This window comes from Paraburkholderia sp. (assembly GCF_035501035.1).
Lineage (GTDB): Bacteria > Pseudomonadota > Gammaproteobacteria > Burkholderiales > Burkholderiaceae > Paraburkholderia.
Genome location: NZ_DATJWR010000131.1, coordinates 1 through 25,811, shown reverse-complemented (window position 1 = coordinate 25,811; position 25,811 = coordinate 1). Strand labels below are relative to the sequence as shown.

The following is a 25,811-nucleotide window of genomic DNA, read 5'->3' as shown; positions in this document are numbered from 1 at the left end:
GTTTGCTGGTGAGGAGGTCATGATTCGGCTCCTGTTGAAGAACGAGGCGGATTGCCTCATTCGCCAACATAAAACCGCGTGACCGGCCTCTCCCTGACCTCCAGCGTCGGACCGTAGCCCCTACCGCGCGAGCGGTTTAGTCCGCCGGCCAGTTACGGACAGTCGGCTGAGCCGCTAGTGAGATATTCGGACGACCCAATGACGCTTGATAGCAGCCATTTATTCAGGAGAAGGTGCAGAATGGCGGCGGATTCTTGCGGCCGTCGGGGTCTGATGCCTGCGCGGCTCAATGTTGGTAGATTCGACCCGCTGAGGTAGTTCAAAAGCCAGGGAGCAGAACACAAGGAGGTCAAGCGAAGAGCAAGAACTCAAAGGCAGCGAAGCTGTTCCGCAATGAGCTGATCGATCAACTGCTGGCCCGAAAGCGGAGCAAGGATGCCGAGTCGATCCTGGGCGAATCGTGTTTGGCCGGCCTGCTCAAGAAACAGCTGGCCGAGCGCATGCTCGCGGCTGAGTTGAGTCACCACCTGGACGCCGAGGGCGGCAACCACCGCAAGGGCACTAGCTCCAGGATGGTCCTGACGCCCAACGACGGACTGAAGCAGGCTTTTCCACGCGATCGGCAGGCGACGTTCGAGCCGCAACGGGTCGGCAAATATCAACGCCGACGGCCGGGCTTCGACGACCACGTCGTCAGCATATACGCGCGCGGCATGCGCGTGCGCGAGATCCGGTGTCGTCTGCTGGAGCCGTACGGGCTGCAGGTGTCACCCGATCCGATTTCCACGGTCACCGGCGAGGTGCTGGTCGACGTCGAGCAATGGCAGCAATGCCCGCTCGAGGCCGTGTATCCGAGCGCGTACTTTGACGCACTCCGGCTGACAATCTGCGACGAAGGCACGATCATGAACAAGGCGGTCGACTAGCGCTGAGCATCCGTGCCGACGGTCGCAAGGAGGTACTGGGTTTGTGAATCGAGCAGCCCAAAGGCCTGAAGTTCTGGCAGCTGATCCCGCAATGACGCCCTCATTACCTCTTCGAGGGTCCGGCGGCCGACGCGCACACCTCCAGAAATATTTGACTCGCGCGGCCTTGCGTGTGGAGCCGCTCTCGGCCGCGCTAGCCGCTTGAACTCATGCGGTACTGAATGCCAGCCGCGCCAACGCTGACGCGGGTGCCTGCCCTATTTTCGGTGATGGCCACGATGTCCGACAGCGATCCGATCACAGCGTCCTTGCCCGTGTTCCGGGCAAATTCGATCGCGGCCTGAACTTTCGGGCCCATCGAGCCAGAGGCGAACCCGAGCTTCTCAAGATCGTCCGGGTGTGCCTTCGCGATGGCTTTCTGGCCTGGCTTGCCCCAGTCGACATACGCGGCATCTACGTCGGTGGCGACGATCAGCATGTCGGCGTCGAGTTCCTGGGCGAGCAGTGTGGAACACAGGTCCTTGTCGATCACTGCTTCGACGCCCCGGAGGCGCTTGTGACTTTCGTCATAGCAGGTCGGAATGCCGCCGCCTCCCGCGCAAATCACGATTGTGCCGTGCTCGAGCAGCCATTTGACGGGACGGATTTCGAAGATGTGTTTCGGCCGCGGACTCGCGACGACGCGACGGAACTTGTCGCCGTCCGGCGCAATGGCCCACCCTCGCTCCTTCGCCAGCCGTTCGGCTTCCTCTTTCGAATAGACCGGACCGATTGGCTTGGTTGGATGCGCGAACGCGGGATCCTGTGCATCGACTTCGACCTGGGTCAGGATGGTCGCAAAGGGGACTTCATACGGCAAGAGGTTGCCAAGCTCCTGCTCGATCAAGTAGCCGATCATGCCTTCCGTTTGTGCGCCGAGTACGTCCAGCGGATAGACTTCGACCTCCTTGTACGCAGCCCCCTGAAGTGCCAACAGGCCGACTTGCGGACCGTTGCCGTGAGCGATCACAAGCTCGTTCCCGGGCGCGACCTGCGCGATCTGTGAGGCAGCGAGCCGCACATTCTCGCGCTGGTTCTCCGCTGTCATAGGTTCGCCCCGGCGCAGCAGCGCATTGCCGCCCAATGCAATGACCATACGCATGATTGAATCTCCTTCGGATTCACTCCCGCTGTACGGACGCGGCTGCGTCCGCGGACCCGGCGCTCATAGGTCGGCGAGCGTCGAGACGAGGATCGCCTTGATTGTGTGCATACGGTTCTCCGCCTGCTCGAACGCGATGTTTAACGGCGACTCGAACACTTCCTCGGTCACTTCGATGCCGTTGGCGAGCGCTGGATACTTTTCGGCGATCTGCTTTCCGACCGCTGTCTCGCTGTTATGGAATGCGGGCAGGCAGTGCATGAACTTCGCCTGGGGATTCTGCGTCGCCTTCATCAGATCCATGTTGACCTGGTATGGCAGCAGCAGGTCGATGCGCTCGGCCCAGGCCTCCACTGGCTCGCCCATCGACACCCAGACGTCGGTGTGCACGAAATCCACGCCTTTGACCGCGGCGTTCGCATCTTCGGTCAGCAGGATGCGCGCTCCGCTTTCCTCGGCAAAGCGCTGGCATATCTCGACGTGCTCCGCGTGCGGCCACAGTGCCTTGGGCGCGCCGATCCGCACATCCATGCCAAGCTTCGCCCCGATCAACAGCAGCGAGTTGCCCATATTGTTGCGGGCGTCGCCGAGGTACGCGTAGCTAATGGAAGTCAGCGGCTTGTCGCTGTGCTCACGCATCGTCAAGACGTCGGCGAGCATCTGGGTCGGGTGGTATTCGTCCGTCAAGCCGTTGAATACCGGGACCCCCGCGAACTGCGCGAGCTCATCGACGATTTCCTGCCTGAAGCCGCGGTACTCGATCGCGTCGTACATGCGGCCGAGCACGCGCGCCGTGTCCTTCATGCTCTCCTTGTGTCCAATTTGCGAAGAGTTCGGGTCGATGTAGGTGACGTTGGCACCCTGATCATAGGCTGCGACCTCAAACGCACAGCGCGTACGGGTCGAAGTCTTTTCGAAGATCAGCGCAATGTTGACGCCCTTCAGGTGCTGCTGCTCGGTGCCCGTATATTTGGCGCGCTTCAGGTCGCGCGACAGGTCGAGCAGATAGCGCAGCTCCCGTGTGGTGTGATGCATCAGGCTGAGGAGACTTCGGTTACGCAGATTGAATGCCATGGTGGTTCTCCATCGAAAGTGCCGGTCAGCGGCGGACCAGGAGGAATGACCTCCCCGGCTCGTGGTTCAGTAGTCGACTGGATCACGGATCAGCGGGCAAGTCATGCAATGACCGCCGCCGCGTCCGCGGCCGAGCTCACTCGCAGTGATCGTGATGACCTCGACGCCGGCCTTGCGCAGCAACGTGTTGGTAAAAGTGTTGCGGTCATAGCTGATGACAACGCCAGGCTCGACGCAGACGACGTTGTTGCCGTCGTCCCATTGCTCGCGCTCGGCGGCGAAACTGTTGCCGCCCGTCTCGACGACACGCAGCCTGGGCAGCCCGAGCGCTTCACCAACGACGTCCACGAAGGGTTTCTCCTCTCGGCGAATGTTGACGTTGCCCGGTTTCGATTCATCCGGCCGCACGGAGAAGGCGACAATTTCCTTGACGACCTCCGGGAATATGGTGACGAGATCGCGATCGCAGAAGCTGAACACCGTGTCGAGGTGCATCGCCGCGCGCGATTTCGGTAACCCCGCAACGATGATGCGTTCGACCGCGCCCTTCGCGAACAGGCTCTGGGCGAGTTCGCCGATCGCCTGCCGGGACGAACGCTCGCCCATGCCGACCAGGAGCACGCCGTTACCGACCGGCATCACGTCACCGCCTTCGAGTGTTGCCGCGCCGTGGTCCGCATCGGGGTCGCCATACCAGATCTCGAACTTCTGCGTGGCGAACTGGGGGTGAAACCTGTAAATCGCCGTGGTCAGCAGCGTTTCCTGGCGGCGGGCCGGCCAGTACATCGGGTTCAGGCTCACACCGTTATAGATCCAGCAGGTCGTATCGCGCGTAAAGAGCGTATTCGGCAGCGGCGGCAGCACGAAGCTCGAGTAGCCGAGGTACTGGCGAAACAGCTTGAGCACGCCGCTCTGGTCGGAGTCGGGGATGTCCTCCGCGACCACCCCGCCAATCAGGAACTCGGCCAGCTTGCGCGGCTCGAGGCCTTCCATCCATGCGCGAACTTCGCTGGCGAGACCCACGCCAACGGTGTTCGTGCGGATTTTCCGATCGAGTATCCACTTCAGCGCTTCCGGGTTCTGCACCGTCTCGGCCAGCAGATTGTGCATCTCGACGACTTCGACACCGCGCTCGCGCATCTTCGTAACGAAGTCGAAATGATCGCGCTTCGCCTGGCTGACCCAGATCACGTCATCGAACAACAGTTCGTCGCTGTTGCTGGGTGTCAGACGCTGATGCGCGAGACCGGGGGAGCAGACCAACACCTTGCGCAGTTTGCCCACTTCGGAATGTACGCCGTATTCAACTGTCTCCGTGCTCATCGTGTTTCTCCCGATATCAGAGGGTGAGAAAACCCTTGTAAAGGCCAAATGCAGCGAACAATGCGCCGATCACGACAACGATGAATATGACTCTTTCGATGTGGGTAAATACTGGCTGCCCGGCTTCGCGCTTAGCCTTGGCGAACAGTACGACCCCCGGTGCATAGAGCAGCGCCGACAGCAGCACATACTTCAGCCCACCCGCATAGAGCAGCCATACGGCATAAACCACCGCGATAGCAGCGATCGTGAAATCCTTTTTGCGTTCCTTCGGTTCGCGCTCGTAGGTCTCGCCGCGCCACGCGACAAGGAGCGCATAGGCCGCCGACCAGAAATAGGGCAACAGGATCATCGATGTCGCGAGATAAATCAGCGACAGGTAGGTCCCTTTCGAGAACAGCGTGATCAGCAGAAAGACCTGAGTCAGTCCGTTGGTCAGCCAAAGGGCATTGGCCGGCACTCTCTTCGCGTTCTCCTTGCGCACGAACTTCGGCATGGTGCTGTCGCGCGCGGCTGAAAAGATGATCTCGGCGCACAGCAGCACCCACGAAAGCAACGCGCCCGCCAGCGAAATCACGAGGCCGACGCTGATCAGAATCGCTCCCCAGTGACCTACGACGCGCTCGAGTACGCCGGCCATCGACGGATTTTGCAGCGCGGCCAGCTTGGGCTGGGTCATGATGCCGAGCGACAACAGGTTCACAAGCACGAGGACGAGCAGCACGCCGGCGAAGCCGATAACGGTTGCCCTCCCGACGTCAGTGCGCTTCTCGGCACGCGCGGAGAAGATGCTTGCCCCTTCGATGCCGATGAACACCCAGACGGTCACGAGCATCATGTTACGGACCTGATTGGGAACGCTGCCGAGCTTGGGATTGCCCAAGCCGAAGAAGTCACTCGTGAAGGTGTGGGAATTGAACGCGAAGGCGCAGATGACGATGAACAGGACGATTGGCACCACTTTGGCAATCGTCGTGATGAGGTTGACGAAAGCCGCCTCCTTGATGCCCTGCAATACGAGAAAGTGCACGCCCCACAGCAGCACTGAAGCGCAGACGATCGCGATCGGTGTGTTTCCTTCGCCAAAAACCGGGAAGAAGTAGCCGAAGGTGCTGAACAGCAGCACGTAGTAGCCGACATTGCCGAGCCACGCACTGATCCAGTATCCCCAGGCGGACGAGAAGCCCATATAGTCGCCGAAGCCTTCCTTGGCGTAGATATACACGCCGCCGTCGAGCTCGGGCTTCCGGTTCGCAAGCGTCTGAAACACAAACGCGAGCATCAGCATGCCGACTGCCGTGATCGCCCAGCCAATCAGGATCGCGCAGGCATCGGCACTGACCGCCATGTTTTGTGGCAACGAGAAGATGCCGCCGCCGATCATCGAACCCACGACCAGCGCGGTGAGCGCGCCCAGCCGGAGTTTTGGCGCGGGAGCGGCGGTAGCCGCAGGCTTGGCACCCGCAGCGGATGCGGGGGGGGATGCAGAATCCGACATGGATTGTCTCCTTCATGCCGTGAGAATTGCGCCGGCCACGCGTGATGACGTGTCACCGGGGGACCATGGCGCCCCAAATCGCTACGAGCATTGCATCCCGCATTTTTAGGAATACTTTCGGATGACGCGCTGGCAACCGATGTGAAGGCAGAATAGGGCCGCCCGAAGCGTCACGTTTGATTTACATCAACAATCTCGGCTGCCATCAACCCGTCACTGAGAGCGAGCGTCGGGTGCAATTTCCCGGACACTGCCGCACAGGGTGGCTCCTGTCTGGCCGTGAAAAAAGTACAGAATTGACGCAAAGGGACTTCCGTTTGTCAGGCGATCACGCTGATTGATTTTTGATGGCAAGTACTGGCAGTCGATCTTGGGCGGATCACTACGGATATGGGTTATGCATCATGGTGCTTTCCGGGGTCAAGCGCACGGCGATGCTCAATACGATGGCGGGTTTGCACCACGTGCGTCGCATCTAGTCTTGTCAATGCGCCGGCGATTTGCAAAGAGATCACACCATTTGCCAAACACCGCGAATCTAGTCGAACGGGAATTTTGACATACGTCAATCGCCAGCCAGGGGGCAGAGTTAGGTTACCCATACAGACCAACTGCTGGCACTTGCCAGGTCGCAAGTGAGCGTAGATGGCGAGCAGTGCCGCGCAGACGCAGGCCCGCGCGCCCGTACCGGGCCACTAACATCGGTGGGGCCAACTCAATGGAATTCCCGTTACTAGCCGTAGTCTTCCTTACGTCGACGGGATTGCTTGTCAGCGCTTTAGTGGCGCCGACGCCGCGGGCCGCGATTTCGCCCGCCCCTGCTCCCGGTTCAGGAGAAGTCAGCGCCGCGGTCCCGCACCCACGTCCCGAGTTGCCCGAGAGGCCAAACTCGCCTGCGACGGAACGTAACAGAATTTCCTTATGACGGGTGATATATGGGTCTCCTTGCCTGGCTGTCGCGCCCAAAGCAGGCGCAATGCACGCAAACCGAACGTGCGCGCCTCGACGAAATGATCGATCGCACCATCGCGATCAACCCTCGCCTGCAACTGGTGCAGCGCCACACGGAACGCCTCCGTAACGCTCTTGCCGTATCGCTCGGCTACATCGACGACCTGATCGGCGCGTTGCCTCCATCGCATGAGGCGAATTCGGCTGCCTGGTCAACCGATCCATTGATTCGCGCGTTTTTTGCCACGCCTGATGATCTGGCAAAGATTTTCAGCCGCTCGGAGGAACTGCGCAGCTACTTCACGCAAAACGCCGCCCTTACACATGCGTACGCAACACTCGGTATGGCGATGTACGAACGCCACGTACTCGGCGTGGCGCTCGAGGGCGAGATGGTGCGCCATGACGTCCCCCAGACAAAGCTCTGCTTCAGCGACCATCGCATTATCATCTGTGGTCCGACGGAGGCTGACCTCCGCGACGAAATTGCACGCCGGCTGGTTGACCAACTGGCACTCGAAGGGCTAGCCCGACTGGCTGGAGAACGCCGCGACCTCATCGCGAAAGGACGTGAGCTTCTCGAGGCACGTGTGGCCTTGCTGGAACGCCAGGGCGTCGGCATCCGCTCCGTTCTCGGAGAAGTGCCGGACGCCGATGCTGATCAGTTGGTCCGGTTAAAAGTTCAGATTGAGGACAACGCCCGCACCCTGGCTGCCCTTCGCGTTCCCACCGAGGCGATCGAACTCGAGTTCGATCGGGTCTGCGACGTGTACTCCCATCCCGGCGATCACTTATACGTCGAAAGGCGCAGCGTCCGCCTGGATCTCATGAACGTGGTCAGGCACGACGATACTGATGCGAGCCGCGCAATCGAATTTCACGTTGCCCGCATTCCTGGCGATCCACCCAGGACGCGCGCCTTCGCACTTGTCCGTTATCCTCTTGCGGAACTGCTGCCAGGCGGATTGCATATCGACGCTGCGATGCGCGCACTGTAACTACAAAACTCCGCCAACCGGGTAGGCGCAGACACTGAATTGGTCTCGCTACAGCGTCGGCGATTACGGGGCCGCGCTGTTCGACAGCTTCGATTTCCTCGATTTGGTGAAAGTGTGGGCGCGCATCAGCCGTTGCGCGGGCCTGACGCCTGCGTGTGCGCTGATGGTAGAGGCGGCAGGTCCAGTGCGTCGAATCCGGTAGTTGTGCAGAGGCGAACGAGATCGGCAAGCGACCTCACCTTCATTTTCTCCATCACACGCGCCCTGTGAATCTTGATGGTTTTCTCCGCCGCGCCCAACTCGTCGGCAGCGAGTTTGTTCGGCCGTCGTTTGTTCGGCCGTCCTTTCACCACAAGCGCCATGACCTCCCGTTCGCGCGGCGTCAGTGTCCCGACGCGCTGCTCGATCTCTGCGCGCCATTCGCGCTGTGCGAACAGGTGCCCAGCTTGTTCCAGTGCGCGCGCCGTCGCGCTAAACAGCACGCCTGCATCGACCGGCTTGGTCAGGAAATATGACGCCCCTGCCTTCATCACTTCGACCGCTGTATTCATGTCTCCGTGCGCGGAGATGAAGACGATCGGCACGATGCCATTGAGCCGCTGCTGCAATTCGATGCCGCTCAGGTCAGGTCAGGTCAGGTCAGGTCAGGTCAGGTAGTTGTAAATCGAGAAGCAGGCTGGCGCACTCGTCAGATCCGCACGCTCCAGGAATGCGCTGGCACTCTCGTATGCCTGCACCGTATAGTCGCTCGATCGCAGCAGGCGGCAAAGCGCGTTGCGAACATGTTCGTCGCCCACGACGAACACGATAGAAGTGGGCGTTCATGATCGGGGTGACCTCGATTGCGTTCAACGTCTCCGGGAGTCGGCTGGATCTGACATTGCCGGTCTGGAATGGCACGGCCCGTCGAAGGGCCGCGTCGCCGAATGGGAAATGTTCATTCAGGAAGCGCGCTCGAGCGGAAGAAGTTCCGCGTATCGGCATCGGGCTCGCCGAAATACTTTGCATACAACGCGTAGAACTCCGTGGAGACGTAGAGCCGGCTCAGCGTCCGGTCGACGAGGAGGCGCAGAGTGTCGTCTTCGCGAGCCATCGCGATTGCCACGGGGAGATACGTGAAATGACGATCGAGCACGATGAGATCACCCGACGCAGGATTTCCACTCATCGCCGCCAACAACAACGTGCGCTCCGCGAAGAAGACACTTGACTGGCGATTGACGACTCGCTGCACCCCAGCCTGCACACTGGAAACGGGAACGACAGTTGCCGGGATCTCGAGTTGCGTGAGTTGGCCGGCAAGCCAACGTTCCGAGGACCCGCCCTTCAATACGGAAAAGGTCTCCCGCGACAGGAGTTGCGCCGGCGACGCGCGCCAGAGCGGGTGGGAAGGACCGTGGCCGGAGAGCATCTCCTTGAGACCCGCCGGCGCATCCGTGCGCAGTACCGCACCGATGCCGCCCTCATAGACCGGAATCGAGAACGCCTTCCCCTGCCTTCCGGCCAGGGTATCGACGTCGCCGCACAGCAGGTCGATCTGGTGTTGCTGCACGGCGCGCGTGCGGTCGTCAAACTTGATGGCCACCCAGTTGACCTTCAGCGCGGAAAGCCCCAGGTCGCTCCTGATCTGCGCGGCGATCTTCTCGCACAGCCCGACTGTGTAGCCCGTCACGTGGCCGGCGTTGTCGGCAAACGCGAACGGCCTTGAGTTTTCGAGATAGCCCAGGTTGACGGTGCCCGACTGCTTGATCCGCTGCAGGGTCCCGACCGGAGCCGGATTGTCGGCCCGGGCGGGCCGCGGAACCAGCCCGGCAAACACGACCATGGCGATGATCATGGCAGTTGCCGCAGTGGGGGCCGCGCGACCAGCCGTCGTCCGCGAGGTGCGCGCCGCCACTAAGCCGTAGATCGCATAGCCCACCGCCATGACGAGCATTCCGCCTAGCACCGCGTCCTTGCCCGACGCATAGATCGCGTACACCGAGTAAGCGATCGCAATCACCGCCACGGTAGCGTTAATTTTGTACGTGCCGGCCACTGTGCCCGCATTGCGCATCATGACAAACAGCGCCGACAGCGAAATGATATACGGCAGCACGTTGGTGACGACGGCGAGGTTGACGAGCGCCGCGAACTGGTCGCTCAGGTTCGGCGAAATCGTCGACAACGCCATCAGCGATTGCACGATGCCCATGATGACCATGCCAGTAATCGGCGGACCCGCGCCCGTGGCCTTGCTGAAAATTGACGGGAACATGTTGCTGTCCGCGGCATCCTTGGCGGTCTGGGCCAGCGTGAACTGCCAACCGAGCAGGGACCCGACGCACGCCATCGCCGCGAGCGCCATCACGATCTGGCCGATCGCCGGACTGAACATGTGCGCAAAGGCGAGCCCGAACGGCCCGGTGGACCTGGCAAGGTCGGCATTGGGCACGATCCCCTGGATCACGGCAGTCGAGAGTACATAGATCACTGCGGCGCCCAGCGTGCCGAACATGCAGGCGAGCGGGACGTCGCGCTTCGGATTCTCGACGGCCGATGAGTTCTGCACCGCGGACTCCATGCCGAGAAACGCCCATAGCGTGAGCGAGATGCTCGAGCCCATGCCCTCAACGAGACGAAGTCCCTGCGGGTTCCACGCGGCCGCAAACGTCGATCCGTGGAACCAGAACCAGCCGAAGAACGACATGAAACCGACCGGCAGGATGACGCCCCAGACGGTCACCGATCCTATTCGCCCGGTAATCTTCGGTCCGCCGAAGTTCGCGGCGGTGGTCACCCATAACAGGCCGATCACGCCGAGGCACGTGGCAACGGGAGACGACGTGAGAAAGGGAAAGAATGCGGCGAGATAGCCGAGCGCCGAGCTCGCGACGGCAACGTTCGCGATGGCGATCGACAGGAAGTACAAAAAGAACACCTGAAAGTACCCGTCCTTTCCGTAGACATCTTCGGCGTACGCCGCCATCCCGCCCGCACGCTGGTTAAGTAGCCCGGCCTCGGCGAAGCCATAGGCAATCGCCAGCGATCCGATTGCCGTCACCAGCCAAGAAAGCAGCGAGATCGCGCCCACTTTCGCCATGTTGGTTGGCAGCATGATGATGCCGGAACCCATCATGTTCACTGTGACGATGAACGTCAGCTGGACGACGTTCATCTTCCTGGATTGGTCAGCCATGGTTCACCCTCCTGGATGCCCAGCACCTGATACGGCCTATTCCTGGACCACGTGTGTGTACACGTGCCGGTCGACGATCGCGACCACCTTCAGCAGCTTGTGGACCGGGATCGGAATGGTCAGAGCTTTGGAGCGCGTGATCATCAACCACACTCCTTCCCGCTATTACTAGTTCATTCAAGCATCGCATGACGCAACGTGATTGATCTGCGTCAGTGCCATCCTTTCATTTTTGACGGTATGGAAGACTTAAATATGCAAGCGCGCAGGGGAAAGAACGGCTTCGCTCTAACACGCGGGCCGCCCAATGCGGCCTCGCTCCCAAAGCACTGGTTAGAGGCGGTCCGAGAGCCTTCTGGCACACACGTCTGGCAGTGGCTAAAGGTATGGGCCGGGGACTGCGCTGCGTTACGCGCGCCCGCGGCCTTCGGCACCAGCGCCCGACACGCAAATGTTTGAAAGGCCGATGACGCCAGTCGACTGAACGGGACGAGCGGCAGTTGCACCTTGAAAGCGTTCGTTGCGGTGGCGCGAGTCCGAACGACGGCTCAGGGTTGGGTAGCGACCACTGCTTCCACGGCGAGACGGCACACTTGATCTTCCTTCAACTGGAAGGAGATCATCATGGAAACGCAGAATGGTCGCGCAGGCAACCGTGTGCCGTGGAACAAGGGCAAACTCACCGGCCAGAAGCCGCCGTTGAAGCTTCCGGAAATCTGGGCGATTCGCACCCGGCTCCAGATGTCTTCGAACATTCGCGAGCTGGCTATGTTCAATCTCGCAATTGATAGCAAACTTCAGGCATGCGATCTGACGCGACTGCAGGTGCAAGACGTCTGCCAAGGCGCACACGTCGGATCGCGGGCAATGGTGATGCAGCAGAAGACGCAACGGCCGGTTCAGTGCGAGATCACCGAGCAGACTCGTCAGAGCCTTGAGGCGTGGATTCGGGCGCGGGGATTGAAGTCTACCGACTATCTATTCCCAAGCCGATTGCGTGCGTCGCCGCATTTGTCGACACGACAATATGCCCGGGTGGTTCATCGGTGGATCGCATCGATCGGACTCGACGATACTGCGTACGGCACCCACACCATGCGACGCACCAAGGCTTCGTTGAGCTACCGGCGGACGAAGAACCGTCGAGCGGTGCAACTGCTGCTCGGACATACCAAGCTGGAAAGTACAGTGCGCTACCTCGGCATTGAAGTCGAAGACGCCCTCGAGATGGCGGAGCAGACCGAGGTCTGACGGCGACATGGCCAGCGAGCGGACGATGGCAGGCATCGAATAACCCTTAACGGTATGACCCATTCGGTTTTGCGCCGGAGCGACGCCCCCCTCTACGCAACCGACTGCACCTGCCAACGCGATTCACGTCCTGCCCACACCGTGAGGTTCACCATGCGACTTTTGACATTCCAGATCGAATGTGACATCAGAGTCGACTAATTCCGCCCGACGCGGAGCCGATCAATCAAGTCGTTGGTGACCCTGCGAGCTGTCGATAAATCGCGTCGCAACCGTTCGGACGCAACGATGCCCAATGGAACGACAATGACGAACACAACGCATCCCAAACCCGTAAGCATCTCTGCTATCGTCCGATTTGGCAGCGTACCGTTATGCGGCAGCCTGTGGCGGAGCCACCCGAATGCAGGTTCAATCCCAACGTCGAAAGTCATCGCCAGAACCAAGGTCAAAGCGACGTGCAATGCCAGCTGCATTTCGAGGAAAACCGTGCCTTCGTCATTTCCCTCGTGAACGAGCACTACGATCCGACCAGCGATCGCAAGCGTAGCTAACGCTAGAACGCAAAAGCAGCTCAATTCGAACATCGTGATTTTATCGTCTCAGGTTTTCCGTGCTTCACGCATGGGCAATCGGACAAGTTCGACATGGGGTGTCTACCAGAACGAGAACGGCGTCCTGCGCGTCAGGTCTTTCAACCCGTAACGCAGGACGCCGTTGCCCAGGGAGCCCGTTGCCGGGCGACTCAGTATTCAGTGCTACAGAGCGAATCGCCATTGAATCGCCCTGACGCAAGGCGATGCAATTGCCATGCCAGTTCGTTCGGCCCATCACAGGCGCGGATATCGATACACACTGCCGGGGCGCAGCACAGTTCTGGTGCGGGACAGCACCTGGCAGGATCACGCTGCCTACAGCACTGTGCCCGGCGGCGGCTCTGATAGATTGGTGCTTTGATATGTTGCGGAGCACATCGCACGTTCGCGTCACAAACGCGCCTGAAGAAGTACGTAGGTACACCGTTAACCGGCTGGTTAGTGCTCGCTTGCTGCTAGATTCTGGCCAGACGCAAGTTGTGTCCGGCCAGAATGTACTCAGGCAGCGAGTATCCGCGGAGTCAACGGCGACCCGCGTGCAAACCAACGTTCCGATTCCTGTCAGGCAAAGGCGCCACCCGGTTCCGCTTAAAACGCGGACCGGGTGGCGCCTTTTTCGTTTTCGGGTCCTCCTCGGCGAAGATCGTTGAAATCATCACCGTCATCGAAGGGATCGCCTTCCAGACCAACATCGTCGCGCTCAATGCGGCCGTCGAAGCGGCTCGCGCCGGGGAGCAGGGCAAGGGCTTCGCCGTGGTCGCCAGCGAAGTGCGCAGTCTCGCGCAGCGTTCTGCAACTGCCGCCCGGGAAATCAGGGAAGTCATCAGCGAATCGGTCAAGCAAATAGAGGCGGGGGATAGCCTGGTGCGGCAGGCCGGTAATACGATGGACAAAATCGTCGCAAGCGTACAGCGCGTAAATGCCATCATTGCCGAAATCACGACAGCGGGCCATGCCCAGAGTGTCGGTATCCAGCAGATTAACCAGGCCATCTTTCAGATGGACCAGGTAACCCAGCGGAATGCCGCGCTGGTTGAGCAGGCAGCTGCCGCCGCCAGCTCTCTACAGGAGCAGGCCGGGCACCTTGTTCAGCAGGTGGATGCTTTCAGGCTGGAATGAGTACGGTTCGCTTGCGCCCTGACCTCCCTGCCGGTCATCTGCCCTCCGCAACGGGGGCGCGTGGCCACGCCGTTCGCCGCACTTTGCGCCTTTCTCCGGGGTGCACCCGGTCGATCACGAAGCTGATGACAAACATCGCGAACAGGCCGGTCCGGGCTCGTTTCTCGAAGGTCAATCCTCGGTCGGCAGGGCGCGGCGTACCCATGCAAACCCAGTCCAACCGCCCTGGCAGGTACCACCGCGGAATCGTCTCCGTGCCCGCAAACGCAGCTCCTGGCAGTCGACCTGCCATGCCCTCAGCCAGTGCGTATGCACGCCCAAATCCGTGCCATTCCACAAGCCGGCTGCCCCATTGGCGTGATGACAACGTTTGCCTTCGGCATCCAATGCGCCGATGCAAACAGGCCCAAAGCTTGCGTAACCGTCAGACCAGGCAACGCCCTTATGGAACCAGCCCATGTCGAATCCGCAAGCTATCGTCGACCTCACGCATGAAGTCAAGCGCCTCGCAACGAGCAAGATCAGCGACATCAACGACATCAATCGCGAGACCACGTTTCTCGCCCTGAATGCACTCATCGAAGCGGCGCGCGCAGGCAACGCGGGCAAAGGCTTCGCGGTCGTCGCGAATCAGGTCAAACATGTCTCCAGACGCATTTCGGCAATCACCACAGATCTGAACAAGGACCTCGCCGGCTCGCTGTCCACGCTTACCCAGCTCGGCGACAGCATGATCGAACGCCTGCGCTCCCACGACGGCCAGCGTTGTGCCGATCTTGCGCTCAACATGATTGATGTCATCGACCGCAACCTCTATGAACGCTCGTGCGACGTGCGCTGGTGGGCAACCGACTCGGCCGTCGTGGATTGTCTCGCCAGCAACGACGCCTCTTCGGCGAAGCATGCCGGCGAACGGCTTTCGGTGATCCTCGACAGCTATACGGTTTACCGTGACCTATGGGTAGTCGACGAACGCGGCTTCATCGTCACGAACGGCCGGCCTGGCCTGTATTCCGTGCGCGGGCAGAACGTGGCGGGAGCGGCCTGGTTCAAGGCCGCGATGAAAACCAGGTCGGGCGCGGACTACGTCGCATGCGACGTCGAGGCCCTCGCCCTGATGCATCATGCGCAAGTGGCGACCTACTCGACCGCGATCCGCGAGGGCGGTCGCGCGAACGGCCGCGTGCTGGGCGCCCTCGTTATTTTCTTCGACTGGGCACCGCAAGCCGGCGCTGTCGTGAAGGGCGTACGCCTGAGCGACGAGGAATGGACACGCACGCGCTGCATGATTGTCGATTCGGCGTTTCGCGTGATCGCCGCCTCGGACGGGCAAGGACTCCTGACCGAGCGCTTCCGCCTGCAGACCGACGGCAGGCAGGCAGGCTTTTATCGGGCAGTAGACGGAACGATTGTCTCGTTCGCCGCGACGCCAGGCTACGAGACGTATGGCGGGTTGGGCTGGTATGGCGTGATTTGCCAGAAGGCTGCGTAAGACCGGGCTACTCCTCGGCATTGTTTGCGCCGGCCAGTCATTCCGCTGCGCTGTGAGCTCGCAATCGTGCTTCATTTTCGCGTGATGGCAAACCGGTGTGCTCAATGCAGACGCGCCATTCGTCGCGCTTCTCGCGGTCTCCAGACTCGACGGCGCGAACGGGCCATACGTATCCCTGCGGAGTCCCGCAATCGGGACCAACCGCTTTCGCCATCAATGTTCACGTCATTCAAGTCGCCGGACGGCGCATCGAGGCGCTGCATCACGGCCTGCAAACCAGGCTTTCGCCCAGCCGGCACGAAGACACGGGTAAGTTCGAGAAAGATGCGTCTGAGCATGGGCTGCTTCCGGAATGACCGCCGATCCGGACGCCATTGCCCGATACATGTCTGATCTGTCCGCTGCGATGCATTCGCATGAAACCAGCGTCGATGCTGGCTTCCGCCGGACATAGGACGTGCCGGGGTACTGTCAGGTCACGAGAGTGGCCACGCCCGGCAACTGCCGTCAGGGCAAATTCTCCCTGGAAAAAATCCGGGCGACAAGCCCCTTCAGTAAATCTCTTTCGCGATCAATTCCGCCATCCCCCTGGCGCGATGAATCGTGTGCAAGCTGCGCGGTGCGCGTTTGCGCCGCTCGTCGAGCAGGCGCGCGCATGAACATCCCCTTCGCGTTTGATCTTCGTATCCTTTCGCCGGCCCTGAAAAGGCGCCTGGGCGAGGCAGCCGGCAGGCAGCTTTAATCAACCCATCCAGAGCGAGCAGCATCGGAGCCCGGCGACGCTCTATGCTGGCGCTTCGGTACGGCGGCGCGGGCCGCCATCCCAGATATCCGGTTTCGCCGGCTCCATGTCCGGGAGAATCCGGATGATGCCATCTGTTACCGTTCTGGCGCCCTCACCAAGGCCAGCGCATCGAGTTCATCAGTCTCTGGCGCCACCACGACGCGATTGCGGCCTGCCGCTTTCGCCATGTAAAGCGCCGCGTCTGCCCGCACTATTGCACTCTCCAGCGTATCGCCAGGCACGATTGCGCTGACCCCGGCGCTGAACGTGCAGCGCACGCCATCGTCAGGCGATCGTTCGACAGCAAGCCGAAGCGCGTTGGCCAATCGCGCGGCGTCGGCTTTGCGGGTATCTGCAAACAAGATCGCGAACTCCTCGCCGCCCAGCCGTCCCAAAAGATCGCACGATCGCAACTCGCGGGACACCACCGATGCGACGCGCGCAAGAACGCGATCACCGACTGCATGGCCAAAGCCGTCGTTGACGGCCTTGAAATTGTCGACGTCGAGAATCGCGATGGACAACGGCCTGGTCTTTTCCTGCGCCTCGGAAAGCAGCAGGTTCGCCCTGGACATGAACGCGCGCCGCATGAGTACGCCCGTCAGCTCGTCGATGGTCGCGAGCTTTTCCATCCTCAGGGCGAGCTGATCGTGCGCGAGCATCACCATGCCGATCGACATGCACGGTAACGTGACGACCGCCAGTCCGAGCAGCAGAACGTTCCAGAGCGACAGTTGCAGGAATGTGGTCGGCGGCATGACGCCGGTCGCTGACGCGACTACCCGCGCGATGTGCACCAACGCGCCGAGGTAAGCTGATGCAGCCAGGAATCGATGTGCGTAGCGCGTGCCGTCCCGCGGCGCGTGACGCAGAGCCAACGTGCCCACGGTGATGCGTCCATACGCAAACACGATGGATGCGAGCGTGACCCTTGCATGGGGATCAGGCGATACGTACGTAAAATACGCCAGCGTCACCACGACGACCACGGCCACAACGGATTCGTCGCGACGTACAGGGCTGAGGCCGAAAAACTGGCGCATGCCCTGAACAAGCAGCATCACGGCGCCCAGCGTTATGAGCAGGATGCTCATGATTGCGCCAGGACCAGGCTGATTGCCGACGAGCAACACCCATGACGATGCCGCGGCCAATAGCGCGTAAGCGAAGCACCAGCGGCCAACTCCCGCCACGGTTGTCCGAAGCAGCGAACCCAGAATGGCGACGCTCATCAGGCAAGATACGATCAAGATCCCGAACAAATCGACGGCGCTGAGCATGAAATTGGGCTGGCAACGAAAAAGAGCGGCCTGGAATGAGGAGGCCGCCAGTCAATAATTGAAAGCAGAACGCAAACAACAGGAGTTGCATAACGCTGGCACGCGTCGAGTGCGTATCGTATCCCAGCTGGGGATGGGTGAATACATGCGGATATCGAAGGAAACCGGGGGGCGGCCCCATTCGTCGGGTAAGGTGCGGTCCGCTCAAAACATGATGATCGCCATGGTGCTAGTCGCTACGTATAGACAGCCGAATTCCCCGACGTGATGCGGGAGGGTGTTTGCGGCATGGCGAAGTAGAGCTTGCTTTGACTTCCAATCTAAAGCCCTCCTAAAGGACGAGCTTTCACGCGCATTCCGATCAACACGCGCATAACATGCGACAACTCACCGCATGTTATGCGCCGCACGTCGACCGGCCTCCGGTTGACGCGCACCCCACACCAAGAACGATCTCATCTACGTCGTCGATCGGCGGCGACTGCAGCCACCCCGATACCGCTTCTCCGTGGTAGAGCAGGCGAATCCTGGCGGGCGGCATGACGGTGCCTCGAATCCGCGTCAAACGGAAGCGATCGCTTGACGTCATTTTCTACGCGGGGGTGGCGCCGAGAGTAATGGCTTGAGCGTCAGGATCACCAAACGGGGAGCATGGCCGATGCGCTCGCACCCAGCGCTCGAAGTCGCGAGATGCGAGCGGCCGCGAGAACAGAAAGCCTTGATACCGATGGCACCCGTGCGTGCGCAAAAATTCGCGTTGGGCATGCGTTTCCACGCCTTCGGCGGTCACGGTGAGATTCAGGATCCTGCCGATGTGAATCAGCGTTTGCGTCAGCGATTCTGCCATTGCGTCCCTGCCGATGCCCTGCACGAAGCTTTTGTCGATTTTCAGTTCCTTGACGGCGAACCGGTGGAGGTAGCTCAGGGACGAGTAGCCCGTGCCGAAATCGTCGATCGACAAGGCGATGCCTGAGGCATGGATGGCATCGAGCGACTTGCGAATGTCGGTGACCGATTCATCGAACAGGACCCGCTCGGTCATTTCGAGCGTCAGATCTGCGGCAACGAGGCCATGAGACCGAAGCGTATCGATGACGAAGCCGGGGTAGTCCGGGCGCTTGAAGTCGGCGGCGCAAATGTTCACCGACATGTTCGGTACATCAAGGCCCCTGGCTCGCCACGCTGCAAGTTGCCTGCAGGCCTCACCCAGCACCCAGGCATCCATCTCCGCGATCAGGCCGCTTTCCTCAGCGATGGCGATGAAGCGATCCGGCGCAACGCTGCCCTGCCCGTCGTTGTCCCACCGCACGAGCGCCTCCACACCACATAGCACGCCTGCGGCATCGACCTTGGGCTGGTAGGCGACACTCAGGGCGTTCCCTCGCAATGCCCGCTGCAGCGCGATTTCCAGCTCGAGCTGCTCCTTCGCCTGACGCTCGTACTCGGGAGCATAGAACCGCACCTGATTGCGCCCTGCACTCTTGGCCTGGTACATTGCGAGATCGGCGTTGCGCAGCAGGATGCCCGTTTCTTCCCCGTCGTGCGGCGAGAGTGCGATGCCGATGCTGGCGCTGATCGTGATGCGCGTGTCCTGCTTCGAGTTGATGAGGATGGGTTGGTACACGGCCTGCAGAATGCGCCCGGCAACATGTTTGGCTTTCAGTACATCGCACTCCTGCAGAACGGCGAGAAACTCGTCTCCGCCAAGACGGCCAATTACGTCTCCAGTCTGGATCTGGCTCTGAAGCCGTCGTGCGATTTCACTCAGAACCTCATCGCCGACAGCATGACCCTGGGTGTCGTTCACGCGCTTGAAACGGTCCAGATCGATGAACAGTACCGCGAGCGTCGACCCGTTCCGGTTGGCGTTCGTCAGCATCCGGAGCGCTTCTCTTTGAAGCTGCACCCGGTTGGGCAGGCCCGTTAGCGAATCGAACCACGCAAGTCGCCGCAAGCGGACCTCCATGGCCAGCCTCTTGCGCAATTGCCTGCTGAACATCAGTGACAACAGGATGAGAAGCGCATCGAGGATGACGGTAACGATACCGACTGTAATCGCTCGCTTGCGCCATCCTGCGAAGATATCGTCCGTCGCAAAGCCCACGACGACGACGAGCGGATAGCTTCCGATCCGCCGGAAAGAATACAGGCGCTCGATGTGATCGAGCACAGCGATATCGATGTAGGTGCCGTGATCGGCTCGCACGAGCGGCTCGAACGAGTGACCGCCCGCGAGAGACTTGCCGATGTCACCCTCGTGAAACGGTTGGCGCATGAGAATCGTCCCGTCCGTGCGCAGCAACGTAATCGTGTCGTGCCGACCGAGTATCGAGTCTTCGAAAAGGTGCCGGAAATAGCTGAGCCGCAGCGTTCCAGCGACGATGCCCGCGAAATGGCCGTTCTTGTCCTCAAGCCGCCGGCTTAGCGCGATCTGCGGCAGTCTGGGTTCGGCGGCGTACGGCAGGAAAGGTGCGCTGATGTAGAGGTCGGCATTCGCCTGCAGCCGCTGAATCTGGAAGTAATCGCGGTCGCTGACGTTGAGCGCGCGCGGCTGAATCGAACGCGAGTCGAGTACGAGCTTGCCTGTCGCGTCCGTCGCGAAGAGGGCACCCAGTTCCGTCGCATTGGGCGCCGAGCCGAATGCGACGAGCTGCCGGAGCTCCGGGGGAAGCCGTACGATGCCGGGAGTCTCGGCACTTGTCGCGACGTCGCGCATGGCGAGCTGGTAGATATCCAGATTGCGCTCGATCTCCTTTTGCAGCGAGATCGCGAGGTTCTGCGCCGCAACGCGCGCCTGCGTCATTGCGTCGAGCCTCATTTCGTAAAGGGAGGCGACCGTGACGCCCGTGGTCGCGAGCGTGATTCCAATCCCCGCGTAGATAAACAGCGCCGGCCTGGTAAAAAACGAGCTTGACAATCGAATCATGGTCTTCCGAAATGCTCGGGAAAGCCGGGCGTAAGCAACTGGGCCCCAGGCACCTTATGGCCCCGGTCGACTCAGATCCACTGAATTGTACGAAACCAGGCAGGCAGGATGAACAACAGGAGAGGCAAAGGACATGCCTTGGCCCAATTCATCCGGGCGGAGCCTCCGTTGATATATCGACGCAAACGGGTAAAACTTTATGCTCCTCGCAAGGGGGGGCCGCCCAACGGCTGGCACATGACGGGTATTTGCGTGCGATGCGGCGAGCCCGTTGAATTCGGGCGGCTGCATCGGTATGCTTCCACCCAGGAGGACCAGGATAAACCGGAATGCGTTACCGAAGGAAAATAGCACCATGCGACTGCGCCGCATCACCGCACGACGCTCTTCTGTCCATGGCAAGGGACTATTTGCGCTGCAGCCCATCGCCGCGGGCGAGCGGCTCATCGAATACAAGGGAGAGGTGACGAGCTGGCGCCGCGCCGCCGCACGTCAGCAGTCCGGGAACGGGCACACCTTTGTTTTCGGTCTCTCCGACGGCCGTGTGATCGATGGCAGCCGCGGCGGCAACAGCGCGCGCTTCCTGAACCATGCATGCACGCCGAACTGCGAAGCAATCGAAGCCGGCGATCGGGTTTTTATTCATGCGGTCACCGCCATCAGGCCCGGTGACGAACTCTTCATCGACTACAGCCTCGTCGTCGATGGCGATGTCACTGCAGACGTCCGAAAAATGTACGCGTGTCATTGCGGCGGCTCGGCCTGCCGGCAATCGATGATCGGGGAGACATCGACTGCGTCGTGAACGGCCGGACGAACGTCCCAAGTCACCCGCGAATGTTCGCTCTGCGCTTTCCTTGCGGCGTGACACGCGACCAGACTATCGGCGAACGCCGCTGTCGACACTGAACCGGCCTTCGAAGATGATAAGGGCTTTGCCGGACTGTCATCACGTGCACCCACTACAACGAAGGCTTGCCGCCAGACAACCGGGACCAGTCATGCACCACATCTCGATCACGCGAGCGTGGCAACGAAGAGCAAGGTCGATCCGGATCGCTGTCTGCACCGCGCTCCTGCTGCCCCCACTCGCCCTCGCTGCCCAGGACGAAAACCCGGGTATTGCCTTTTCCACGATCGCGCCCGGTGGACCGCTGCCGGCGGGCTGGAAGAACCTCCCGGTCGTTCACGGCAAGCCGATGACGCAATACACGCTTGTTCACGACGGCAACACAACGGTCCTTCAGGCAGACGCGAACCGTTCCGCTTCGGCTCTGATGCATGAAGGCAATATCGATCTGACGAAAACCCCAGTCGTGGCATGGCGCTGGAAAGCAGAAAAGCCGATCGAGGGCGCCGACAATCGTGTTGGATCGAAGGAAGACGCGCCTGCGCGACTGGTGTTTACATTTGATGGCGACATAAGCAAGCTGTCGTTTTTCGATCGGACGAGCATGGCAGTGGCAAAGCGCCTGGGTGGCCAGGACCTGCCCTACGCGACACTGATGTACATCTGGTCGACCTCGGCCGCGCGAGGCAGTGTCATTGCCAATCCTCACACGGGCCGTGTTCAGATGATTGTCGTCGCCGGTCAGCCCGGCGATGCAGGCCAGTGGCAAACCCTCCGGCGCAATATCGTGCAGGACTATGAGAAAGTCTTTCACGAACCGCCGGGACGGATCACCGGCTACGGCCTGCTGACCGACACCGACAATACCGGTACTACGACAAGGGCATGGTATGGAGACATCCAGTTTCTGCCTGGGCCGTAAGTCATTGGAATTTCCCTGCTAGTCAAGCCTCATGATGCCCATGTGCATGGCCGTGTCGGCGCACATGACGACCAGCCTGTCGTGGGATATGCCCTCGGTCAACCGTTGGTTCAGTACCTCGTCGAAGGCTCCGGCGCACTCGGAAACTGCGCTCATCGCGTCCCCTTCCGTCCGGTTATAGGCGTCGGCGATGAGCCATCGCGCGCGGCATTTGGCGGCAGCGATGGTTTCCTGCGCAGACGCGTCGGGACCCGCGCCCCGACATTCCGGAACAGGGACCGGCTGGAACGCCAGCGATAGAGTGGGGATCAGAAAGGCAGCAGCGGCAATGTATCGACGGCACATGGCACCTCCTTTCGTGAGGATCTTCGTACCGACATGACCCGGTGGTCGCGAACTCGAGCCGCGAGCGACTCACATCCGCTCATTTGGGACGGTAAGTCAGTTAGTAATCTATCACCTCCGTCACGCGGCGTCAGGTAGCAGTCTACCCACTCATCGCCTTTTCCGCTTCCTCACCTTCGCACTCAGCGTCTGAACCACCTTGCCGGGAACCGTGTCGGAGACGGGACCCATCGTCCGGTTGTCGATGGCGCCCGTGCCGCCCTTTTTCACCCTCTTCCAAAGTGAAGCTCCCCTCCTGCCGATACCTACGATCGAGGATTGTTCTGTGTCAGCCGCCTGTAGTTATTCGAAATCTACCGGAAATCCAATGCCAGGGCACTGTACGCCCGAAGCCTTATCGATCAAGCGGCAAACGGCAATGCTGGAGGAATCCGATCCGCTCCTGCAACGGGCGACCTGAGGTCGACAGATGATCTGCGACGCGCGATAGTGCGATACAGCAGCTTATTGGGTTGGAGTACTGATCGAATCGTGACGGGTTTCCATGCCGCGCAAACCGGCCTTTCGGGTCAATGAGGTTTGGACGTATCGTGTGCGTGCCATACGCCGTGTCGTCGAGCCCGATGGACGCGACCCACCGGTGGACTATCCGCGAATACTGCCTCGTCGAGATATGCGGAGACGCATGCACACGACTCGGAAGGAGATAGTCGCCTGGCTTCAACCGCCGAGCTTTTATCCAGGCTTCGATGCTCTGACGGGTCTGTTCTGTGATCGGCAAAGAGGTCGACGACGCCCTTGAGATGGCGGAACAAACTGAAGTTTGACAGCGAGTTGACCGGTGAGCGGTCGCTTGCCGGCTGCGGATTCAACCGGTCGATGCAACGGATAGATGGAATCGTTCAGCTTCGGTCCGTTACTACCGTTGATAGAACTCTATCGATCGTTCGCATGAAATAGCGCTCGAAGATAGAGAGAAAGTAGCCGCATATAACCGTAACAGCGACTCCCAGCGCAGCGATTGCCAGGCAAATTCTCACGTCATCGAGATTCCGGCCGAATTGTTCAATCATGAAAGAAGAAAGCGTGCAGAACACGACGAGCTGCATCAAGTAAATCGGGAAGGAAACCGTTCCTAAAAATCTCGATAACGTATTTCTGAAAAAACGGCATGCATCAATGCTTAAGTATGCGCCCACGACGAAGATTGCTGCCATGATGAATTGCTTATTATTTTCGACAAGCGATAGCGTAAGTTGCTTCAAGCCGGAGCCAGTAGTTATCGGCGCGTAGTTGATGAAATAGACATCGATCAAATACGCAATCAGAATGAGAAGAGGCGCCCCCACTCTCGTTGTCACTCTATTTCTAGTCCTGTCGAATCCACCCCTCGCCCGGAAGTGGCTCAACAGTGAGCCTATGAAGAACATCGCGAAAAAACGATTGGCGACCATGAAAAACAGAATTATCAATATCAACGCATGCATTGGATATTTTAACCTGTCTTGCACATAGAGATACATGAACACCAAAATCGATCCAACCAACTCGATATGCATCGTCCAAAGAAACGGGTTGAAGTTATTACCGCCATTCCCGAAGTCGAAAACAGTCACGAACGAAAATTTGAAAACCTCGAAATTACCAAATTGAGACGGAAGGAACGTGCCTGGCCACGCTTCGTTGTGTACGATCCTCGCCGCGGGTACATTGTAGGTCACCCCAGCCTTTATCGCGATTATTATTATAAGGGTGGCAATGAATATAGGCACGGCAAGTCTGAAATACCTCTTTAGCACCATTTTGTCAAGAACGCTTTTCTTGCGCGTCACCATAAATGGCGTCGAAAGCGCACCCCCTGATAAAATGAAGAAAATACAAACAGCCAATTTTCCGTCAAAAAAAACCACCAGATTGGATTTATCAACTCAGGATGTATTTTCGAAAACGTCTCTGGTAACGCATGGAAGACTACAACGGCGAGAGCAGCCCAGCCTCGTATCCCGTCTATTTCCTCGATACGCGCACTCCGGGCTGATATTGCATTTTCGGAAATATCGATTTGACGTGATTTTTCTTTATCCGCAAACCCCATTTCCTCGCGCGTCGCGGTTCCAGTCATTTTTTCGGCCCTAGATATAGATAACGAACACGCTCGAAAAACACGCAGATACGCCACTCGAAACCAATACTAGCTTCGAGCCTGGCGCTGATATCCAGCGTTATTCAACCTTACAGTTACCGCTAGCAACACGCGGCGTCAACGAGTCACTTCGGCGACAATTAGCCTACAATCGCGTTTGTCGGTGAAATGTGCGTTGGCCAACACAGTGTCTGTATTCGAGGCAGCGAACAGAAAGTTTGTTGTGCGACGAAGGTATTCCAAGTATCAAGCTGCACTTGAACGACGCGAGCCTCGCCGTGTGCGTCTGCTTACGGAAGACATGGAGGACCGCAACGGGTCGATCTGAGCCGACCGCGTCGGGCAGCGGTCGGCGATGAAGCCGACCTTCGACAACCGCGCGCGAATCGTCGCCGATCCGATCCGGACCGTACATTCGGATGCTTGCTATCTTCCAACGAACCGCGACCGTGAGCGAACCATGGCAAGTCTGTCGGAATCTTGCGTCGCAAAACCTTCCAATGTTCACCGGCTAGTGATCGTCGAGGGCATCATGGGATCGGGCAAGTCAACGACCATGCGGTTCATCGCGAAACACCTGCAAGAAGCAGGGCGACCAGTGGTACATATCCATGAAAGCACCGACCCGCATCCAGTGCGCGCTACGGACGAACTCGAACACTGGTTCGAACCGTGGAGGGACGCAACACCAAAGGATCTCGCGGACCGTGCATTGGCGAGATGGACTGCCTTCGTCGAGCACACGCAATCAAATGCTGAGATCCCGGTATTGGACGGTCAACTTTTTCACGGAGACATGACCCACCTGCTCCCAACTGGCAACGGGCGCCGGCGTCTCCTGGAAAGTCATTGGACTGAACGTTATCGCGATGGCGATCTGGACGGTCGGTGTTTTCGCGTCACTCTACGCCGGTTACTTGAAGCCCGATTTGCGGGTTACATGCGCGAATCTATCGTCAGTTATCAATGGCTTCGCGACCGTGGTATTGGCGGTCGTCATCGACCCGCAAGTAT

At 59.8% G+C, this 25,811-nt stretch carries 16 protein-coding genes and 4 pseudogenes; 8 read left to right on the top strand and 12 right to left on the bottom strand.

Annotation, left to right across the window (positions count from 1 at the left end; all coding sequences use genetic code 11):
• Positions 1 to 299 precede the first annotated feature (299 nt).
• Positions 300 to 970, top strand: a pseudogene (locus VMJ11_RS09350) (transposase); the annotation flags it as partial.
• A 149-nt stretch (positions 971 to 1,119) separates the two neighbouring features.
• Here the strand turns inward: VMJ11_RS09350 and arcC are convergent.
• From arcC to arcD, 4 genes are all read right to left on the bottom strand, one after another.
• Positions 1,120 to 2,067: a carbamate kinase gene (gene arcC, locus VMJ11_RS09345; RefSeq protein ID WP_325619131.1), complete on the bottom strand. Its 948-nt coding sequence runs from the start codon at positions 2,065 to 2,067 to the stop codon at positions 1,120 to 1,122.
• A gap of 63 nt (positions 2,068 to 2,130) precedes the next feature.
• The gene (locus VMJ11_RS09340; RefSeq protein ID WP_325619130.1) at positions 2,131 to 3,141 is read right to left on the bottom strand and encodes an ornithine carbamoyltransferase; all 1,011 of its coding nucleotides are present in this window, start codon (positions 3,139 to 3,141) and stop codon (positions 2,131 to 2,133) included.
• Between the two features lie 66 nt (positions 3,142 to 3,207).
• On the bottom strand, positions 3,208 to 4,464 hold the full coding sequence (arcA, locus tag VMJ11_RS09335) for an arginine deiminase (RefSeq protein ID WP_325619129.1): 1,257 nt from the start codon (positions 4,462 to 4,464) through the stop codon (positions 3,208 to 3,210).
• Between the two features lie 16 nt (positions 4,465 to 4,480).
• Positions 4,481 to 5,962, bottom strand: a complete 1,482-nt coding sequence (gene arcD, locus VMJ11_RS09330) for an arginine-ornithine antiporter (protein WP_325619128.1) — start codon at positions 5,960 to 5,962, stop codon at positions 4,481 to 4,483.
• Positions 5,963 to 6,897: 935 nt separating this feature from the next.
• On the opposite strand from arcD, the gene VMJ11_RS09325 reads away from it, so the two are divergent.
• The gene (locus VMJ11_RS09325; RefSeq protein ID WP_325619127.1) at positions 6,898 to 7,911 is read left to right on the top strand and encodes a hypothetical protein; all 1,014 of its coding nucleotides are present in this window, start codon (positions 6,898 to 6,900) and stop codon (positions 7,909 to 7,911) included.
• Between the two features lie 125 nt (positions 7,912 to 8,036).
• Here VMJ11_RS09325 and VMJ11_RS09320 read toward each other — a convergent pair whose 3' ends face one another.
• Together VMJ11_RS09320 and potE are read right to left on the bottom strand one after the other, a co-directional pair.
• Positions 8,037 to 8,534 carry a response regulator transcription factor gene (locus VMJ11_RS09320; RefSeq protein WP_325619132.1) on the bottom strand — a complete coding sequence of 166 codons (498 nt, stop codon included), beginning with the start codon at positions 8,532 to 8,534 and terminating at the stop codon, positions 8,037 to 8,039.
• A 314-nt stretch (positions 8,535 to 8,848) separates the two neighbouring features.
• A complete protein-coding gene (gene potE, locus VMJ11_RS09315) occupies positions 8,849 to 11,089 on the bottom strand; it encodes a putrescine-ornithine antiporter (protein ID WP_325619126.1) in 2,241 nt (746 codons plus the stop codon).
• Between the two features lie 624 nt (positions 11,090 to 11,713).
• Here potE and VMJ11_RS09310 point away from each other — a divergent pair.
• The 3 genes and pseudogenes from VMJ11_RS09310 to VMJ11_RS09300 all read left to right on the top strand — a co-directional run bounded on the left by VMJ11_RS09310 (position 11,714) and on the right by VMJ11_RS09300 (position 15,547).
• Positions 11,714 to 12,340, top strand: a complete 627-nt coding sequence (locus VMJ11_RS09310; RefSeq protein ID WP_325619125.1) for a tyrosine-type recombinase/integrase — start codon at positions 11,714 to 11,716, stop codon at positions 12,338 to 12,340.
• A 1,226-nt stretch (positions 12,341 to 13,566) separates the two neighbouring features.
• Positions 13,567 to 14,055 (top strand): annotated as a pseudogene (locus VMJ11_RS09305) (methyl-accepting chemotaxis protein); the annotation flags it as partial.
• A gap of 457 nt (positions 14,056 to 14,512) precedes the next feature.
• On the top strand, positions 14,513 to 15,547 hold the full coding sequence (locus tag VMJ11_RS09300; RefSeq protein WP_325619124.1) for a methyl-accepting chemotaxis protein: 1,035 nt from the start codon (positions 14,513 to 14,515) through the stop codon (positions 15,545 to 15,547).
• Between the two features lie 879 nt (positions 15,548 to 16,426).
• On the opposite strand, the gene VMJ11_RS09295 is transcribed toward VMJ11_RS09300, so the two are convergent.
• Positions 16,427 to 17,611, bottom strand: coding sequence for a GGDEF domain-containing protein (locus tag VMJ11_RS09295; protein WP_325619123.1), 1,185 nt, complete (start codon positions 17,609 to 17,611; stop codon positions 16,427 to 16,429).
• Between the two features lie 592 nt (positions 17,612 to 18,203).
• Positions 18,204 to 20,414 carry a putative bifunctional diguanylate cyclase/phosphodiesterase gene (locus VMJ11_RS09290; protein WP_325619122.1) on the bottom strand — a complete coding sequence of 737 codons (2,211 nt, stop codon included), beginning with the start codon at positions 20,412 to 20,414 and terminating at the stop codon, positions 18,204 to 18,206.
• A gap of 478 nt (positions 20,415 to 20,892) precedes the next feature.
• On the opposite strand from VMJ11_RS09290, the gene VMJ11_RS09285 reads away from it, so the two are divergent.
• Both VMJ11_RS09285 and VMJ11_RS09280 read left to right on the top strand, forming a co-directional pair.
• Positions 20,893 to 21,342 carry an SET domain-containing protein gene (locus VMJ11_RS09285; RefSeq protein WP_325619121.1) on the top strand — a complete coding sequence of 150 codons (450 nt, stop codon included), beginning with the start codon at positions 20,893 to 20,895 and terminating at the stop codon, positions 21,340 to 21,342.
• Positions 21,343 to 21,538: 196 nt separating this feature from the next.
• Positions 21,539 to 22,309, top strand: a complete 771-nt coding sequence (locus VMJ11_RS09280) for a DUF3047 domain-containing protein (protein WP_325619120.1) — start codon at positions 21,539 to 21,541, stop codon at positions 22,307 to 22,309.
• Between the two features lie 18 nt (positions 22,310 to 22,327).
• Here VMJ11_RS09280 and VMJ11_RS09275 read toward each other — a convergent pair whose 3' ends face one another.
• The 4 genes and pseudogenes from VMJ11_RS09275 to VMJ11_RS09260 form a co-directional block, all read right to left on the bottom strand.
• The gene (locus VMJ11_RS09275; protein ID WP_325619119.1) at positions 22,328 to 22,654 is read right to left on the bottom strand and encodes a hypothetical protein; all 327 of its coding nucleotides are present in this window, start codon (positions 22,652 to 22,654) and stop codon (positions 22,328 to 22,330) included.
• Between the two features lie 583 nt (positions 22,655 to 23,237).
• Positions 23,238 to 23,429 (bottom strand): annotated as a pseudogene (locus VMJ11_RS09270) (integrase); the annotation flags it as partial.
• 127 nt (positions 23,430 to 23,556) lie between these two features.
• Positions 23,557 to 24,564 carry an acyltransferase family protein gene (locus VMJ11_RS09265; RefSeq protein WP_325619118.1) on the bottom strand — a complete coding sequence of 336 codons (1,008 nt, stop codon included), beginning with the start codon at positions 24,562 to 24,564 and terminating at the stop codon, positions 23,557 to 23,559.
• A complete protein-coding gene (locus VMJ11_RS09260; RefSeq protein ID WP_325619133.1) occupies positions 24,483 to 24,776 on the bottom strand; it encodes a hypothetical protein in 294 nt (97 codons plus the stop codon). Before VMJ11_RS09260 ends, VMJ11_RS09265 begins: the two co-directional genes overlap by 82 nt.
• A gap of 830 nt (positions 24,777 to 25,606) precedes the next feature.
• On the opposite strand from VMJ11_RS09260, the pseudogene VMJ11_RS09255 reads away from it, so the two are divergent.
• A pseudogene (locus tag VMJ11_RS09255) lies at positions 25,607 to 25,811 on the top strand (lipid II flippase family protein); the annotation flags it as partial.

What these genes read in the sequence shown, in the direction of transcription:
- arcC (WP_325619131.1), bottom strand. Translation starts at nt 2,067, where the DNA reads ATGCGTATGGTCATTGCATTGGGCGGCAATGCGCTGCTGCGCCGGGGC.
- VMJ11_RS09290 (WP_325619122.1), bottom strand. Translation starts at nt 20,414, where the DNA reads ATGACGCAGGCGCGCGTTGCGGCGCAGAACCTCGCGATCTCGCTGCAA.
- arcD (WP_325619128.1), bottom strand. Translation starts at nt 5,962, where the DNA reads ATGTCGGATTCTGCATCCCCCCCCGCATCCGCTGCGGGTGCCAAGCCT.
- VMJ11_RS09275 (WP_325619119.1), bottom strand. Translation starts at nt 22,654, where the DNA reads ATGTGCCGTCGATACATTGCCGCTGCTGCCTTTCTGATCCCCACTCTA.
- VMJ11_RS09300 (WP_325619124.1), top strand. Translation starts at nt 14,513, where the DNA reads ATGTCGAATCCGCAAGCTATCGTCGACCTCACGCATGAAGTCAAGCGC.
- potE (WP_325619126.1), bottom strand. Translation starts at nt 11,089, where the DNA reads ATGGCTGACCAATCCAGGAAGATGAACGTCGTCCAGCTGACGTTCATC.
- VMJ11_RS09280 (WP_325619120.1), top strand. Translation starts at nt 21,539, where the DNA reads ATGCACCACATCTCGATCACGCGAGCGTGGCAACGAAGAGCAAGGTCG.
- VMJ11_RS09260 (WP_325619133.1), bottom strand. Translation starts at nt 24,776, where the DNA reads ATGACTGGAACCGCGACGCGCGAGGAAATGGGGTTTGCGGATAAAGAA.
- arcA (WP_325619129.1), bottom strand. Translation starts at nt 4,464, where the DNA reads ATGAGCACGGAGACAGTTGAATACGGCGTACATTCCGAAGTGGGCAAA.
- VMJ11_RS09325 (WP_325619127.1), top strand. Translation starts at nt 6,898, where the DNA reads ATGGGTCTCCTTGCCTGGCTGTCGCGCCCAAAGCAGGCGCAATGCACG.
- VMJ11_RS09295 (WP_325619123.1), bottom strand. Translation starts at nt 17,611, where the DNA reads ATGCTCAGCGCCGTCGATTTGTTCGGGATCTTGATCGTATCTTGCCTG.
- VMJ11_RS09310 (WP_325619125.1), top strand. Translation starts at nt 11,714, where the DNA reads ATGGAAACGCAGAATGGTCGCGCAGGCAACCGTGTGCCGTGGAACAAG.
- VMJ11_RS09340 (WP_325619130.1), bottom strand. Translation starts at nt 3,141, where the DNA reads ATGGCATTCAATCTGCGTAACCGAAGTCTCCTCAGCCTGATGCATCAC.
- VMJ11_RS09285 (WP_325619121.1), top strand. Translation starts at nt 20,893, where the DNA reads ATGCGACTGCGCCGCATCACCGCACGACGCTCTTCTGTCCATGGCAAG.